This window comes from Variovorax sp. P4_B11, from assembly GCF_056402355.1.
Map to the genome: position 1 here is coordinate 25,934 of NZ_JBFUHO010000006.1, position 15,024 is coordinate 40,957.

General features: G+C 69.9%; 14 protein-coding genes. 8 read left to right on the forward strand and 6 right to left on the reverse strand.

Going from position 1 to position 15,024, the window contains the following annotated elements:
* Nucleotides 1-113 precede the first annotated feature (113 nt).
* From AC1DYD_RS08325 to AC1DYD_RS08350, 6 genes are all read left to right on the forward strand, one after another.
* Entirely contained in the window at nucleotides 114-1,154 is a 1,041-nt protein-coding gene (locus AC1DYD_RS08325; protein WP_478172279.1) for a branched-chain amino acid ABC transporter permease, read from the forward strand.
* 152 nt (nucleotides 1,155-1,306) lie between these two features.
* Nucleotides 1,307-3,118 carry a branched-chain amino acid ABC transporter ATP-binding protein/permease gene (locus AC1DYD_RS08330; RefSeq protein WP_478172280.1) on the forward strand — a complete coding sequence of 604 codons (1,812 nt, stop codon included), beginning with the start codon at nucleotides 1,307-1,309 and terminating at the stop codon, nucleotides 3,116-3,118.
* Between the two features lies 1 nt (nucleotide 3,119).
* Nucleotides 3,120-3,848, forward strand: coding sequence for an ABC transporter ATP-binding protein (locus AC1DYD_RS08335; RefSeq protein WP_478172281.1), 729 nt, complete (start codon nucleotides 3,120-3,122; stop codon nucleotides 3,846-3,848).
* A 21-nt stretch (nucleotides 3,849-3,869) separates the two neighbouring features.
* Nucleotides 3,870-5,591 carry a tannase/feruloyl esterase family alpha/beta hydrolase gene (locus AC1DYD_RS08340; RefSeq protein WP_478172282.1) on the forward strand — a complete coding sequence of 574 codons (1,722 nt, stop codon included), beginning with the start codon at nucleotides 3,870-3,872 and terminating at the stop codon, nucleotides 5,589-5,591.
* 10 nt (nucleotides 5,592-5,601) lie between these two features.
* Nucleotides 5,602-7,329, forward strand: a complete 1,728-nt coding sequence (locus tag AC1DYD_RS08345) for an acyl-CoA dehydrogenase family protein (RefSeq protein WP_478172283.1) — start codon at nucleotides 5,602-5,604, stop codon at nucleotides 7,327-7,329.
* Between the two features lie 28 nt (nucleotides 7,330-7,357).
* A complete protein-coding gene (locus AC1DYD_RS08350) occupies nucleotides 7,358-7,840 on the forward strand; it encodes a MarR family winged helix-turn-helix transcriptional regulator (protein ID WP_478172284.1) in 483 nt (160 codons plus the stop codon).
* A 70-nt stretch (nucleotides 7,841-7,910) separates the two neighbouring features.
* Here the strand turns inward: AC1DYD_RS08350 and AC1DYD_RS08355 are convergent, their stop codons facing one another.
* Entirely contained in the window at nucleotides 7,911-8,183 is a 273-nt protein-coding gene (locus AC1DYD_RS08355; RefSeq protein WP_478172285.1) for a hypothetical protein, read from the reverse strand.
* 115 nt (nucleotides 8,184-8,298) lie between these two features.
* Nucleotides 8,299-9,057 (reverse strand): sulfite exporter TauE/SafE family protein, encoded by a 759-nt coding sequence (locus AC1DYD_RS08360; RefSeq protein ID WP_478172286.1) that lies wholly within the window; start codon nucleotides 9,055-9,057, stop codon nucleotides 8,299-8,301.
* 63 nt (nucleotides 9,058-9,120) lie between these two features.
* On the opposite strand from AC1DYD_RS08360, the gene lhpI reads away from it, so the two are divergent.
* Nucleotides 9,121-10,062 carry a bifunctional Delta(1)-pyrroline-2-carboxylate/Delta(1)-piperideine-2-carboxylate reductase gene (lhpI, locus tag AC1DYD_RS08365; protein WP_478172287.1) on the forward strand — a complete coding sequence of 314 codons (942 nt, stop codon included), beginning with the start codon at nucleotides 9,121-9,123 and terminating at the stop codon, nucleotides 10,060-10,062.
* A gap of 3 nt (nucleotides 10,063-10,065) precedes the next feature.
* Here the strand turns inward: lhpI and pcaF are convergent, their stop codons facing one another.
* The 3 genes from pcaF to AC1DYD_RS08380 are packed head-to-tail and all read right to left on the reverse strand — an operon-like array spanning nucleotide 10,066 to nucleotide 12,638.
* A complete protein-coding gene (gene pcaF / locus AC1DYD_RS08370) occupies nucleotides 10,066-11,271 on the reverse strand; it encodes a 3-oxoadipyl-CoA thiolase (RefSeq protein ID WP_478172288.1) in 1,206 nt (401 codons plus the stop codon).
* A 21-nt stretch (nucleotides 11,272-11,292) separates the two neighbouring features.
* A complete protein-coding gene (locus AC1DYD_RS08375) occupies nucleotides 11,293-11,934 on the reverse strand; it encodes a 3-oxoacid CoA-transferase subunit B (protein ID WP_478172443.1) in 642 nt (213 codons plus the stop codon).
* A 2-nt stretch (nucleotides 11,935-11,936) separates the two neighbouring features.
* Complete coding sequence (locus tag AC1DYD_RS08380; protein ID WP_478172289.1) at nucleotides 11,937-12,638, reverse strand: 3-oxoacid CoA-transferase subunit A; 702 nt, start codon at nucleotides 12,636-12,638, stop codon at nucleotides 11,937-11,939.
* A gap of 125 nt (nucleotides 12,639-12,763) precedes the next feature.
* On the opposite strand from AC1DYD_RS08380, the gene AC1DYD_RS08385 reads away from it, so the two are divergent.
* On the forward strand, nucleotides 12,764-13,549 hold the full coding sequence (locus tag AC1DYD_RS08385; RefSeq protein ID WP_478172290.1) for an IclR family transcriptional regulator domain-containing protein: 786 nt from the start codon (nucleotides 12,764-12,766) through the stop codon (nucleotides 13,547-13,549).
* A 24-nt stretch (nucleotides 13,550-13,573) separates the two neighbouring features.
* Here the strand turns inward: AC1DYD_RS08385 and AC1DYD_RS08390 are convergent, their stop codons facing one another.
* Nucleotides 13,574-14,938, reverse strand: a complete 1,365-nt coding sequence (locus AC1DYD_RS08390; protein ID WP_478172291.1) for a TAXI family TRAP transporter solute-binding subunit — start codon at nucleotides 14,936-14,938, stop codon at nucleotides 13,574-13,576.
* Nucleotides 14,939-15,024 lie beyond the last annotated feature (86 nt).

Below are 15,024 nucleotides of genomic sequence, written 5' to 3' on the forward strand. Positions count from 1 at the left end.
TCGTGTCGGGCGCCCACCCCCTTCCGGGGGCGACACCAGCGGCCTGGCAGAGCCAGTTCCGCGGTGTCTCACGAACAGAAAAGACAACGGAGAACGCGCGCCGCGAAGCCCTCATGGAACTCTCTATCGCCAGCATCCTGACGCTGGACGGACTCACGAACGGGGCGATCTATGCACTGCTGGGCATGGGCATCGTGCTCGTGTTCACGGTCACCCGCGTCATCTTCATTCCCCAGGGCGAGTTCGTCGCCTATGGGGCCCTCACGCTGGCGATCTTCCAGACCGGCCAGGTCCCCGGCACGGTCTGGCTGCTGCTGATCCTCGCGGGCGTCGCGGCCCTGATGGAGCTGGCGACCACCTGGCGCCATCGCGGCCGCGCGGCACCCGCGCTGATGGCCGCGGCACGCACCTTCGTCGTGCCGGCCGCGGTCTGCGCCATCTCCGCCTGGGCCGCGCCGCGCCACCTGCCGCTGATGGTGCAGGCGCTGCTGACCCTGTGCATCGTGACGGCCTACGGCCCGCTGGTCTATCGCGTGGCCTACCAGTCGCTCGCCGGTGCCAGCTCGCTGGTGCTGCTGATCGTCTCGGTCGGCGTGCACTTCGCGATGACCGGGCTGGGCCTGCTGTTCTTCGGCGCCGAGGGCTTTCGCAACCCGTCGTTCTGGGACGACCGCTTCGCGCTCGGACCGCTCAACATCAACGGCCAGACGCTGATCATCTTCGTCGCCTCGGCGGCGCTGATCGTCGCGTTGTGGCTCTATTTCGAGCGCACGCTGTACGGCAAGGCGCTGCGCGCCACCGCGGTCAACCGCCTCGGCGCGCGGCTGATGGGCATCTCGACCCAGGCGGCCGGGCAGCGCACCTTCGCGATGGCGGCGCTGATCGGCGCGCTGTCGGGCCTGCTGATCGGCCCGACCACCACGATCTTCTACGACTCCGGCTTCCTGATCGGCCTCAAGGGCTTCGTCGCCGGCGTCATCGGCGGCCTGGCGAGCTATCCCGCAGCGCTGTTCGGCGCCCTCGCGGTCGGCCTGATCGAGTCCTTCGGCTCGTTCTGGGCCAGCTCGTTCAAGGAGGTGATCGTGTTCACGATCATCCTGCCGGTGCTGCTGTGGCGCTCGCTCGCCAGCGGCCATTCGGACGAGGAGCATTGAGATGAAACACCCCCCGAAGCGCCTGCAGCGCCTCCCCCCTCAAGGGGGGCGATACCGGCGGCCCGGCAAAGCCGGTTCCGCGGTATCCCTGGCATTTGGCTGCGCCGGTTTCATGCGTCGCGGGTCACGCGATCACGTGGTGGAGCACTGACATGGACGCCATCCTGAATCCCGCGGCCGCCACGCGGCCTGCGAAGAGCCGGCTGCGCAGCTGGGGCCCGCTGGCGCTGGTCGCGCTGCTGGTCGCCCTGCCGCTGCTGCCGCTGCCCGACTTCTGGATCATCCAGCTCAACTACATCGGCATCTACACGCTGCCGGTGCTGGGCCTCGTGCTGCTCACCGGCGTCGGCGGGCTGACCTCCTTCGGCCAGGCCGCGTTCGTCGGCATCGGCGCCTACACCACGGCCTACCTGAGCGTGAACTTCGGCCTTTCGCCCTGGCTCACCCTCTTCGTCGGGCTGGCGCTGACCGGCCTCAGCGCCGCCATCATCGGCGGCATCACGCTGCGCATGTCGGGCCACTACCTGCCGCTGGCCACCATCGCCTGGGCACTGTCGCTCTACTACCTGATGGGCAACCTCGAGGCGCTGGGCAAGTACGACGGCATCCTGGGCGTCAAGGGACTGAACCTGTTCGGCCTCGAAGTCGGCCAGCAGCGGGTCTTCTATGCGGTGGTCTGGACCTTCGCGCTGCTCGCCTGCTTCGCGGTGATCCGGCTGCTCGATTCGCGCAGCGGCCGCGCCATCCGGTCCCTCGCGGGCGGCTCGCAGATGGCCGAGGCGATGGGCGTGAACACGCTGCGCTTCAAGGTCGGCATCTTCGTGCTGGCCGCGCTGCTCGCCTCGCTGTCGGGCTGGCTCTTCGCGCACTTCCAGCGCACCGTGAACCCCTCGCCCTTCGGCCTCAAGATGGGCATCGAGTACCTGTTCATGGCGGTGCTCGGCGGCGTGGCCCACGTCTGGGGCGCGATCGCCGGTGCCGGCATCGTCAAGCTCCTCGAGGACCAGCTGCAGGTGCTGCTGCCCAAGCTGATCGGCACCAGCGGCAGCTACGAGCTGATCGTCTTCGGCATCCTGATCGTGCTGGTGCTCAAGTACCTGCCCGACGGCCTGTGGGATTTCATCGACCGGCGGCTGCCGCGGCCGCAACGCGCCGTCGACTGGCGCGATGCGCCGGACCTGCCGGCGCGCGCCAAGCCGGCCGCCGGCGAGGTGGTGCTCGACGTGCAGGCGATCCGCAAGACCTTCGGCGGCCTGGTGGCGGTGAACGACATCAGTTTCCAGACCCGCGCCGGCCAGGTGGTCGGCCTGATCGGCCCCAACGGCGCGGGCAAGTCGACCACCTTCAATCTCGTGACCGGGGTGCTGGGCCTGACCAGCGGCCAGGTGCGCTTCCGCGGCGAAGCGATCGGCGGGCTGTCCTCGCGCGCCATCGCCCAGCGCGGCGTCTCGCGGACCTTCCAGCACGTCAAGATGGTGCCCGACATGACGGTGCTCGAGAACGTCGCGCTCGGCGCCCACCTGCGCGGGCGCAAGGGTGCGCTGGCCGCGATGCTGCACATCGACCGCGTCGAGGAGCGAGAGCTGCTGCGGGAGGCGGAGCGCCAGCTGCAGCGCGTGGGCATGGGCGAATGGATGCACGAGCTGGCCGGCAATCTGGCGATGGGCCAGCAGCGCCTGCTGGAGATCGCGCGCGCCCTGTGCGCAGACCCGGCCCTGCTGCTGCTCGACGAGCCGGCCGCCGGCCTGCGCCACAAGGAGAAGCAGGCCCTCGCCGACGTGCTGCGCAGCCTGCGCGCCTCGGGCATGAGCATCCTGCTGGTCGAGCACGACATGGGGCTGGTGATGGACATCTGCGACCACATCGTGGTGATGGAATTCGGCACCCACCTGATGGAAGGCACGCCGGCCGAAGTGCAGCAGAGCCCCAAGGTGCGCGCCGCCTATCTGGGAACGGAACATTGACATGAGCACACCGCTTTTGCGTATCCACGACCTGCGTGCCGGCTACGGCCGCGCCGAGGTGCTGCACGGCATCGACCTGCAAGCGGGCGAGGGCAGCGTCGTGACCGTGATCGGCCCGAACGGGGCCGGCAAGTCGACCCTGCTCAACGCGCTGATGGGCGTGCTGCCCGCCAAGGGGGCGATCGAATTCCGCGGCCGGCCGATCGGCGACCTGTCGCTCGAGGAGCGCGTGATGCTCGGCATCGCCCTGGTGCCCGAGAAGCGCGAGCTGTTCGCCACCATGCCGGTGGAAGACAACCTGGTGCTCGGCGCGTTCCGGCAGGTACGGCTGCGCAATCGCGATTGGCGCGACCAGATCGAGCAGGTCTATGCGCTCTTCCCCCGCCTCAAGGAGCGCCGGCTGCAACTGGCCGGCACGCTGTCGGGCGGCGAGCGCCAGATGCTGGCCGTCGGCCGGGCGCTGATGTCGCGGCCGACGCTGCTGATGCTCGACGAGCCCAGCCTGGGACTCGCACCGCTGGTGGTGCAGGAGATCTTCCGCACCGTGAGCGCGCTGCGCGCCACTGGCGTGACCATCCTGCTGGTCGAGCAGAACGCGCGCGCGGCGCTCGAGGTCGCCGACCACGGCTACGTGCTCGAGATGGGCAGCGTCAGCGCCGAGGGCGAGGCGAAGCAGCTTGCGGGCGACTCGCGAGTGATCGATACCTACCTGGGCGCGGCCCGGGCCTGAGCGGCGGGAAACGACATGAAGATGAACGCAAGGAAATTCTCGCTCGGCGCCGTGGCGCTGGCTTGCGCCGCCGTGCTCGCGGCCTGCGCCGGTGCCGGCCGCACGGATCCATCGCCGCCGCGACTCGCTGCGGCCCGACCCGGCGCGCTGCTGTCGTGCAGCGACCTGGCCGCGAAGGCGGCGCTGCCGGGCACGGTGTATGCCAATGTCGTGTCGGTGCCAGCGGGCCCGGTCACGATCGGCAATGCCAGCATGCCGGCACCGGCCCACTGCCTGGTCCAGGGTCGCATGAACGAGCGCGTCAGCCCGGTCGACGGCAAGGCCTATGCCATCGGCTTCGAGATGCGGCTTCCCGTGGAATGGAACGGCCGCTTCTTCTACCAGGCCAATGGCGGCCTCGACGGCGTGGTGGTGCCGGCCGTCGGCGGCATCGGCGGCGGTGCACCGGTGACGAGCGCCTTGCAGATGGGCTTCGCGGTCATCAGTTCGGATGCCGGCCATGCCGGCTCGCTCGGTCCCACTTTCGGCATCGATCCGCAGGCCCGTCTCGACTACGGCTACAACGCGGTCGCGCAGCTCACGCCGATGGCCAAGAACCTGATCGCCAAGGCCTACGGCCGCGGCCCCGACAGGTCGTACTTCGGCGGCTGCTCGAACGGCGGCCGGCATGCGATGGTGGCCGCGGCGCGCTCGCCCGGCCAATACGACGGCATCCTGGCGGGCAACCCCGGCTACAACCTGCCGCGCGCCGCCGTGGCGCAGCTCTACGGCGCACAGCAGTACGCGAAGGTCGCAAGTGCAACCACGCCTGCAGGCCTGCCCGAGCTCCAGAGCGCCTTCACGCCGGCCGAGCTCAAGCTGGTGTCCGATCGCGTGCTCGCTCGCTGCGATGCGCTCGACGGCCTCACCGACGGCATCGTGTCCGACGTCAAGGCCTGCAAGGCCCGCTTCGACCTGCAGCGCGACGTGCCGACGTGCACCGGCGCACGCGACGGCCAATGCCTGACGGCGCCGCAGAAGACCGCGCTCGCCAACGTCTTCGCCGGCGCACGCAACAGCGCGGGCAAGCCGATCTACAGCAGCTTCCCGTATGACGCCGGGATCGGCGGCAGCAACTGGCGCGAATGGAAGTTCGGCAGCCCGCAGACCCGCGACCCCGGCGCCGTGGGCTTCATCTTCACATCGCCTCCGCTGGCCGGCCGGCCCGGCGGTCTCGCTTTCGCGCTCGGCTTCGACATGGACCGGGACGCGCCGCTGATCGACGCCACCGATGGCGTCTACCGCGATTCGGCGATGGCCTTCATGGCGCCGCCCGACGCGACGAAACTGGCCGCGCTGCGCGATCGCGGCGCCAAGCTGATCGTCTACCACGGCACCAGCGATCCGGTGTTCTCGTCCGACGACACGGCCGCCTGGTACGAGCGCCTGCAAGATGCGAACGGCGGCGACGCCTCGCGCTTCGCGCGCTACTTCCCGGTGCCGGGCATGAACCATTGCGCGGGAGGCCCTGCCACCGACCAATTCGACATGCTGAGCGCGCTGGTGGCTTGGGTCGAGCAGGGCCAGGCGCCGGAGTCCGTGGTCGCCAGCGCGCGCGGCCCGGGCGCAGCGAGCGTCAACGCCGAAGTGCCGGCCAACTGGTCGGCACGGCGCACGCGCCCGCTGTGCCCCTCTCCGACAGTCGCGGTCTACACCGGCGGCGATACCGAAAGCGCCGCCAGCTTCGCCTGCCGCGCACCTTGAATTTCCTTCGATGAACTACCAGCCCCGCCCCGACGACGTCCGCTTCGTGTTGAACACGGTGCTCGGCGCCACGCCGCGCCTGCGCGCCCTGCCCCCCTTCGCCGAGGTCGACGAGGCACTGCAGTCCCAGGTGCTCGACGAGGCCGGCAAGTTCGTCGCCGAAGTGATCGCTCCGCTGAATCGGGCAGGCGACGAGATCGGCTGCCGCTTCGCCGACGGCGAAGTCGTCACGCCGCCGGGCTTCCGCGAGGCCTACCGGGCGCTCGTCGACGGCGGCTGGCCGTCGCTCTCGGCGGCGCCCGAGGACGGCGGCCAGGGCCTGCCCGCCGTGCTCGAGGCGGTGCTCTTCGAATGGCTCAGCGCCGCCAACCACGGGCTCACGATGGCGCCGGGCCTGCTGCACGGCGCCTACGAGTGCCTCAAGCACCACGGCAGCGAGGATCTCAAACAACGCTACCTGTCGAAGATCGCCACCGGCGAATGGCTGGCCACGATGTGCCTGACCGAAGCCCATGCCGGCAGCGACCTGGGCCAGGTGCGCACCCGCGCCGTGGCGCAGGCCGACGGCAGCTTCCGCGTCGCCGGCGGCAAGATCTTCATCTCGGGCGGCGAGCACGACCTGAGCGACAACATCGTGCACCTGGTGCTGTGCCGGATGCCCGACGCGCCGGCCGGCCCCAAGGGCCTGTCGCTGGTGCTGGTGCCGAAAGTGCTGCCCGACGGCGCGCGCAACGCGGTGCACTGCGAGCGCATCGAGGAGAAGATGGGCCTGCACGGCAGCTCGACCTGCGTGATGCGCTTCGACGACGCCACCGGCTGGCTGATCGGCGAGCCGAACCGCGGGCTGGCGGCGATGTTCGTGATGATGAACGCGGCCCGCCTGCATGTGGCGCTGCAGGGCATCGGCCTGCTCGATGCCGCCTGGCAGAAGGCCGACGCCTATGCGCACGAGCGCCGCCAGATGCGCGCCCCGGGCCCGGCGCCGGCCAGCCGCGGGGCCGAGGCCGCCGACCTGGTGGCCGAACATCCGGCGATCCGCCGCATCCTCGACACCCAGCGCGCCTGGATCGACGGTGCGCGGCTGATCGCCTATCGCACGGCGATCCAGCTCGACGTGGCACGCCACGACGACGATGCGAAATCGCGCGAGCGCGCGCAGCGCTGGTGCGCACTGGTCACGCCGGTGCTCAAGGCCGCCTGCACGCAGCAGGCCTTCCACGGCGCCAGCGACTGCCTGCAGGTCTTCGGCGGCCACGGCTACGTGCGCGAGTGGGGCATCGAACAGGTGGTGCGCGATTCGCGCGTCACGATGATCTACGAGGGCACCAACGAGATCCAGGCGATCGACCTGCTGGTGCGCAAGGTGCTGGCCGATGGCGGCACCGGCATGTCGGCACTCCTGATCGAACTGCGCGATGAACTCGACGCAGCGCGCGAGATCGATGCCGACGTGCAGCGCCGGCTGGCGCAGCTGCGCTACCTCACGACCACGCTCGCGATGGCTGCGACGGGCGATCCGGCGCTGCCTTACGAGGTGGCCGACGACTACCTGCGGGTGGTGATGATCGCGCTGCTGGCCTGGGCCTGGGCGCGGATCGGACGCGCAGCCGGGCCGGAGGCACGCTGGAGCGCGCCCGAGGCGGCCTTCCGCCGTTGGGTGCTGCCCGAGTTCGAGCTGCGGCTCGGCATCGTCAAGCGGGCCTGCGAAGCCGTCGGCACGCGTCAACCCATGGCCTGAGCAACGCCGGGCGGTTACGCTTGCGCCCATGGCCCTTCCTCGAAAGAAAACCACCTCGACTGCCAGCGCAGCAGCGGCGCGCAGCGATCATCTCGACACCCGGGTGCTTGAAACCTTCGTCGGCTACAACGCGCGCCGCGCCTGGCTGATCGTCAGCCAGGTGTTCGCCGAGCGGATGGCGGCCTACGGGCTCAAGCAGGTCGATTTCTCGGTGCTGTCGCTGCTGGCGCACAACCCCGGAGCGACCTCGCGCCAGCTTTGCTCCACGCTCGACATCCTGCCGCCGAACCTGGTGAGCCTGATCGCCGCGATGGACGGCCGCGGCCTGATCGAGCGGCGCCCGCATCCCCACGACGGCCGCGCCATCGGCCTCTACCTGACGCCCGCCGGCGAACAGCTGGTGCGAGAGGCCGAGCAAACCGTCATGGAGCTGGAGATGGACTGCAGCGCCCGACTCACGCCGCGCGAGCGCGAGACGCTGATCCGGCTGCTGCAGAAGATCTATCACTGAACTTTGCGGGACAGACCAAGAAACTGCGCAGCAGTTTTTGCTCTGTCCCCAACTGACTAGCCGGCGCGCATCACCAGAACTTCCACCAGGGCGCCGGCGGGCGCGAAGCGGCGGGCGCCAGGATCTGCAGGCCCGAATCGCGGATGCGGCGGCGCTGCTCGGCCTCGAGCGCCTGCGCCATGCGGTGGGCGAGCTGGTCGCCCCGCATCGCACGCACGCGCCATTCGGTCGCCAGGCTCTGGAGCTCCTGGTCCTGCAGGGTGGCGGGCGAGGTCGACGGCTCGGTGCTCATGCCGAAATTCTGCCCATCGCGCGCGGCCGCGGCAATCGTAGAGCTTTGCATTACATGCTCTCGGGCGCAGCGACTTCGGCCCTCAGGCCGGCGCCGGGCCGCTCCCAAGGCGGCCTGCGCCCCCTCGGGGGGCAGCGACACACGCAGTGAGGAGCGTGGGGGCCTCTCAGGCCATGAAACCGTCCCAGCTGAGCTTCAGTCCGGTCAGCAGCATGCCGAGGTAGACGAAGCGATAGAACCAGACCGGATCGATGCGGCGGGCGATGCGAATGCCCACCCAGACGCCCACGGGCGCGATCGGCAGCAGCAGCAGCGAGGTCGCCATGTTGCGCCAGTCCAGCAGCCCCAGCCAGGCATAGGGCACCCATTTGCTCAGATTCACGACGAAGAAGAAATAGGCCATCGTCGCCGTGTAGGCCACCGGCGTGAGCCGCAGCGGAATCACGTAGGCATTGACCGGCGGCCCTCCGGCATGCGCGATGAAGCTGGTGAAGCCGCTGAGGGTGGTCAGCACCGCGCCGCCCAGCTTCGATGGCATCGGATCGTCCGGGCGCGGCGGGAACAGCAGTCGCTGGGCCAGGAACAGCAGCGTGAAGACGCCGACGATGCCCGCCACCGTGTGCGCCGGCAGCGCCTTGAAGAGAACGGCGCCGATCAGCGTGCCCAGCAGGCCGCACGGAATCAGGAAGCGCAGCAGCCGAGGGTCGAAGTCGCGGCGGAAGGCCGCCAGGCCCAGCAGGTCCATCAGCAGCAGCACCGGCATCAGGAGGGCGGCCGCCTGCGGCACCGTGACCACCAGCGCCATGAAAGGGACCGCGAGGGAGCCGAAGCCGGCGCCGAAGCCGCTCTTGCTGACGCCCAGCAGCAGCACGGCCGGAACGGCGACCGCATAGAAATGCGGGTCGGTGATGAGGGGAAGATTCAAGACGAGAACGGAAATGGGGGTGCGCGAGCGCTACATTGTCGGCGCAACACCGGAACGCCCGCCATGAAGATCCTCGACGCCGAACAGACCCGCAGCCAGCTCGGCTTCGAAGCCCTCGTGCCGGCCCTGCGCGAGGCTTTCGCGAGCGCGGCGACGGTGCCGCCGCGCCACGTGCATGCAGTCTCGGCCGGCGCCGACCAGGGCACCGTGCTGATCATGCCGGCCTGGAGCGAGGCCGGCTTCCTCGGCATCAAGACGATCAACATCTTTCCGGGCAACGGCGCGCGCGGGCTGCCCGGACTGCATGCGACCTATGTGCTCTACGACGCCCACACCGGCGTGCCGCTGGCGCTGCTCGACGGCAACGAGATCACGGCCCACCGGACCGCCGCCGCTTCCGCGCTGGGCGCAGCCTTTCTCGCCCGCGAGGACGCCACCAGGCTGCTGGTGCTCGGCACCGGGCGGGTGGCGCGCCTGCTGCCCGCGGCCCATGCGAGCGTGCGGCCGATCGGCGAAGTCAGGGTCTGGAACCATCGGCCCGAGGGCGCTCGCGCGCTGGCCGAGGAATGGCGCCGGGCCGGCTGGAACGCCGAGCCGGTCGAGGCGCTCGACGCCGCGGTGCGTGAAGCCGACATCGTCTGCTGCGCAACGCTCGCGACTGCGCCGCTGGTCCGCGGCGAGTGGCTCGCGCCGGGCTCGCACCTGGACCTGATCGGCAGCTTCACGCCGGCGATGAAAGAGGCCGACGCGGCCTGCTTCGCCGGCGCTCGCGTGTACGTCGATACCGACGAGGCGCCGACCAAGGCCGGCGACCTGATCGACGCCATCGCATCCGGCGCCGTGTCGCTGGAGACCATCCAGGGGACGTTGGCGCAGCTCTGCAGGCAGGAGCGGCAGGGTCGCCGCTGCGCCGGCGAGCGCACGGTCTTCAAGGCCGTCGGCAGCGCGCTCGAGGACCTCGCAGCCGCCGTGCGCGTGTGGCGTGGCGCGCAAGCACGGACTTGAGCTTCAGACGCGCTCGAGGATCAGCGCGATGCCCTGGCCGACGCCGATGCACATCGTGCACAGCGCATAGCGCCCGCCCTGCTTGTGCAGCTGGTTGATGGCAGTGGTGGCGAGCCGCGCGCCGCTGGCGCCCAGCGGATGGCCCAGCGCGATCGCGCCGCCGTTGATGTTGACTCTCGCATCGTCGTCCTTCAGGCCGAGCAGGCGCAGCACCGCCAGGCCCTGCGCGGCGAAGGCCTCATTGAGCTCGATGACGTCGATCTGGTCGAGCTTCAGGCCGGTGAGCTGCAGCACCTTCTGGGTCGCCGGTGCCGGACCGATGCCCATGATGCGCGGCGCCACGCCGGCGGTCGCCATGCCGACCACGCGGGCGCGCGGCGTCAGGCCGTGCTTCGCCGCGCTGGCCTCGTCGGCCAGCAGCAGCGCCACTGCGCCGTCGTTGACGCCGCTGGCATTGCCGGCGGTCACGCTGCCGTCGGGACGCACCACGCCCTTGAGCTTGGCCAGCGCCTCCAGGCTGGTCTCGCGCGGATGCTCGTCCTTGCCGACGATGACCGGGTCGCCCTTCTTCTGCGCCACGCTCACCGGCACGATCTCGGCATCGAAGAAGCCCGACTGCTGCGCCGCCACGGCGCGCTGCTGCGAGGCCAGCGCCATGCGGTCCTGCGCCTCGCGCTCGATCTTGTAGTCGGTGGCGACGTTCTCGGCGGTCTCGGGCATCGAGTCGACGCCGTACTGCGCCTTCATGAGCTTGTTGACGAAGCGCCAGCCGATGGTGGTGTCGTAGACCGCATTGTTGCGGCTGAATGCGCTCTCGGCCTTGGGCATCACGAAGGGCGCGCGGCTCATGCTCTCGACGCCGCCGGCGATCATCAGGCCGGCCTCGCCGGCCTTGATCGCGCGTGCCGCGGTGCCGACCGCATCGAGGCCCGAACCGCACAGGCGGTTGATGGTGCCGCCGCCGACCTCGATCGGCAGACCGGCCAGCAGTGCCGCCATGCGTGCGACGTTGCGGTTGTCCTCGCCGGCCTGGTTGGCGCAGCCATAGAGCACGTCGCCGACCGCCTGCCAGTCGACCTTCTTGTTGCGCGCCATCAGCGCCTTGAGCGGCACCGCGCCGAGGTCGTCGGTGCGCACGCTGGAAAGGGCGCCGCCGTAGCGGCCGAAGGGGGTGCGAATCGCGTCGCAGATGAAGGCTTGTTGACTCATGGTGGTGTCTCCCCAGTGGGTTCAGAGGGCGATCGGCAGGCCGACCAGTTCTTCGAGTTCCGCGTGGCCGAGGCCATCGACCTTGTCGATCAGCTTCAGGCCCGCGGGCGTGCATTCGAGCGTAGCAAGGTCGGAGTAGACCCGCTTCACGCAGCCGAGGCCGGTCAGCGGATAGCTGCACTGCGCGACGATCTTGCTCTCGCCCTTCTTGGTCAGCAGGTCCATCATGACCCAGGTCTGGCGGGCGCCGATGGCGAGGTCCATGGCCCCCCCGACCGCCGGAATCGCGCCCTCTTCGCCGGTGCTCCAGTTGGCGAGGTCGCCGGTGGCCGAGACCTGGAAGGCGCCCAGCACGCAGATGTCGAGGTGGCCGCCGCGCATCATCGCGAAGCTGTCGGCATGGTGGAAGAAGGCGCCGCCGGGCAGCAGCGTGACCGGCTGCTTGCCGGCGTTGATCAGATCGAAGTCCTCGTTGCCCGCGGCCGGTGCCGGACCCATGCCGAGGATGCCGTTCTCGCTGTGCAGGATGACCTCGCGGCCGGCCGGCAGGTGGTTCGCGACCAGTGTCGGCTGGCCGATGCCGAGGTTGACGACGGCGCCGTCGAAGATGTCCTGGGCGACCCGGGCGGCGAGCTGGTCCTTGGTGCGACGTTGGTAGGTCATGGTCATGCGGCCTTTCTGAAGCCGCCGGCCTCGGTGGCGACGCGCTCGATCTTGACGATCTTGTTGACGAAGATGCCCGGCGTGACGATGTGCTCGGGATCCATCGCGCCGAGTTCGACGATTTCGTGCACCGTGGCGATGGTGCGACCCGCGGCCATCGCCATCACCGGGCCGAAGTTGCGCGCCGCCTTGCGGTAGACCAGGTTGCCCCAGCGGTCGCCCTGCTCGGCCTTGATCAGCGCGACGTCGCCGCAGATCGGGTACTCGAGCACGTAGTGCTTGCCGTCGATCTCGCGGGTCTCGCGGCCGCCCGCCAGCTGCGTGCCGTAGCCGGTCGGGCAGAAGAAGGCGCCGATGCCGGCGCCGGCCGCACGGATGCGCTCGGCCAGGTTGCCCTGCGGCACCAGCTCGAGCTCGATCTTGCCGGCGCGGTAGAGGCCGTCGAAGACCTGGCTGTCGGCCTGGCGCGGAAAGCTGCAGATGATCTTGCGCACGCGGCCCGCCTTGAGCAGCGCCGCCAGGCCGGTCTCGCCGTTGCCCGCGTTGTTGTTGACCACCGTGAGGTCCTTGGCGCCCTGCGCGATCAGGCCGTCGATCAGTTCGTTGGGAATGCCGGCGGTGCCGAAGCCGCCGATCAGCACCGTGGCGCCGTCGGGGATGCCGGTCAGGGCGTCGGCGACCGAGCGCGCGATCTTGTCGATCATGGAATCTGTCTCCGGGATGGAAGAGAAGTCGAACAGTCGGCGATCGAATGGGCCCGAGCGCCTGCCAAATTGTTCGCATATCGAACATCTGTTCGTATAATGAATTCTAGAGAAAACCACCTCCCATGGCAACCCAGCAATCAACAGCCGCCCCGCCGGCACCCGGCGACAGCTACGTGCAATCCTTCGCGCGCGGCCTGCAGGTGATCCGCTCCTTCAGCGCCGGCGCGCCGCGACAGACGCTCAGCGAGGTGGCGGCCGCCACCGGACTCACGCGGGCCGGCGCGCGCCGCATCCTGCTCACGCTGCAGACGCTGGGCTACGTGGCGAGCGACGGCAAGCTCTTCGCGCTCACGCCGCGAATCCTCGACCTCGGCTTCGCCTACCTGTCGTCGATGCCGATCTGGAACCGCGCCGAGCCGGTGATGGAGGCGCTGGTGCAGCAGGTGCAGGAGTCGTGTTCCGCGGCGGTGCTGGACGCCACCGACATCGTCTACGTGATGCGGGTGCCGACCCACAAGATCATGCGCATCAGCCTGGGTGTCGGCTCGCGGCTGCCGGCCTTCTGCACCTCGATGGGCCGGCTGCTGCTGGCCGACCTCGACGAAGAGGAAATTCGGGCCCGGCTCCAAGCCTCGGCGCGCGACGCCTTCACCAAGCACACGGTGACCGACATCGACGCCCTGCTGGCCAAGGTGGCGCAGGCGCGGCGACAGGGCTGGTGCCTGGTCAACCAGGAGCTGGAGGAAGGGCTGATCTCGATCGCGGCACCGATCGTGGATCGCGCAGGCCGTACCGTGGCCGCGCTCAACATCAGCGGCCAGGCCAACCGGACCAGCGCCAGGGTGATGCAGGACAGCATGCTGCCGGCCCTGCTGGCGGCGGCGCGGGAGATTTCACGGCTGCTGTGAAGCGGCGACGACTCCCCAATCGCGTCACGACACGTCCGATTCAGTCTTCGGGTGCGGCTCCCCCTGCCGCTGCAACTGCGCCCGCACATAGTCGACGTGCTGCCGCAGCGTGTAGACCCGGTCGGTGAAATCGAGCGGGAACTTGGTCTGGATGACCTCCTCCTCGATCCGGTCGAGCTGGGCCCGGGCTTCGCGGCGCTCGTCGTCGTCGAGTTTGCGCGATGCCAGGTCCTGCTCGAGGAACTTCAGCTCGCCGTAGCGGCGGAACAGGCCGCTCTGGCGACGCCAGGCGATGACCTCGGGCAGCACACGGGCCACCGGCACCAGGATGGCCGCCAGCGGCACCAGCAGCAGCAGCAGGCGCTGCACGTAGTTCGCGGCCCAGAAAGGCAGGTAGCTCTGCAGGAACGGCCTGCCGTTCTTGAAGTAGCGCTCGGCCTCGCTCGCGAGCGGGAAGTCGGTGCCGGTCGGGCTCGGGAAGTCGCCGGGCCGGTCGATGATGCTGGGCGGCCGGTGGACCTGCCGCGCCGCCTCGAGCAGCAGGTAGGCCAGCGCCGGGTGCAGCTCGTCGCGCACCACCAGGTTGGCGGTGGTGGCGAGAAGCTGGATGTCCTGCGGCGGCAGGTCGCGCTTCGGATCGACCGAGCCGCGCTTGAGGCTCACGGGCTGAAAGAACGGGAACCGCCGTGCCAGGCCTTCCACGTGGTCCAGCGATGCCAGGCGCACCCCCTCGTCCGCAAGCAGCTTCTGCACCGCCGGCGCCTGAGGCGCGGCGATGATGAAGGCCGCATCGACCTGGCCGCTGGCGAGCAGCTGCGCCGCCGCCATGCCGCCTTCGCTGACGAAGGCGGTGCCTTGCGGGCCGCCGTCGACCACGCCATAGACCGCCAGCAGTTCGCTGGCGACCTTGAAGTTGCCGCTGCCGGGCACCCCGACCGCGATGCGCTTGCCGGCCAACGGCCCCAGGCCCTTCGACAGGTCGATGCGCGTGCTGAAGATCCAGACCGGCTCGAAGGCAACCGTGGCCAGCGAGCGCAGCGGCGTCGAGTCGGGCGCTGCGTCGGGATCCTGCGCCAGCACGCCGGTCCCGCCCTGCACGAAGCCCACCGACACCGTGCCGTCGTTGAGCCGCTGCAGGTTCTCGACCCCACCGCTCGAGGCGCGCAGTTCGAGCCGGATGCCGTTGGCTCGCAGGATCTCCTGGTAGCGCTCTCCGAACCGGTGGTAGGCACCATCGGCCACGCCGGTGCTCATCACCAGCGAGCGCGGCGGCGCCGGACTCACGTAGCGCACCACCGCCCAGACCAGCGCCGTGAGGACCGCGACCCCCACGATCCAGTACAGCAGGCGGCGACCAGTGGGCAGGGAGGGCAGCGGGGGGGACTTCATGCCGGGAAGCTGGGGGCTCGTGGGGGAGCCCGATTCTGCCGCCGAACCCGTGCAAAACCGCACGGAATCCCAGGCCGCGGACCCCG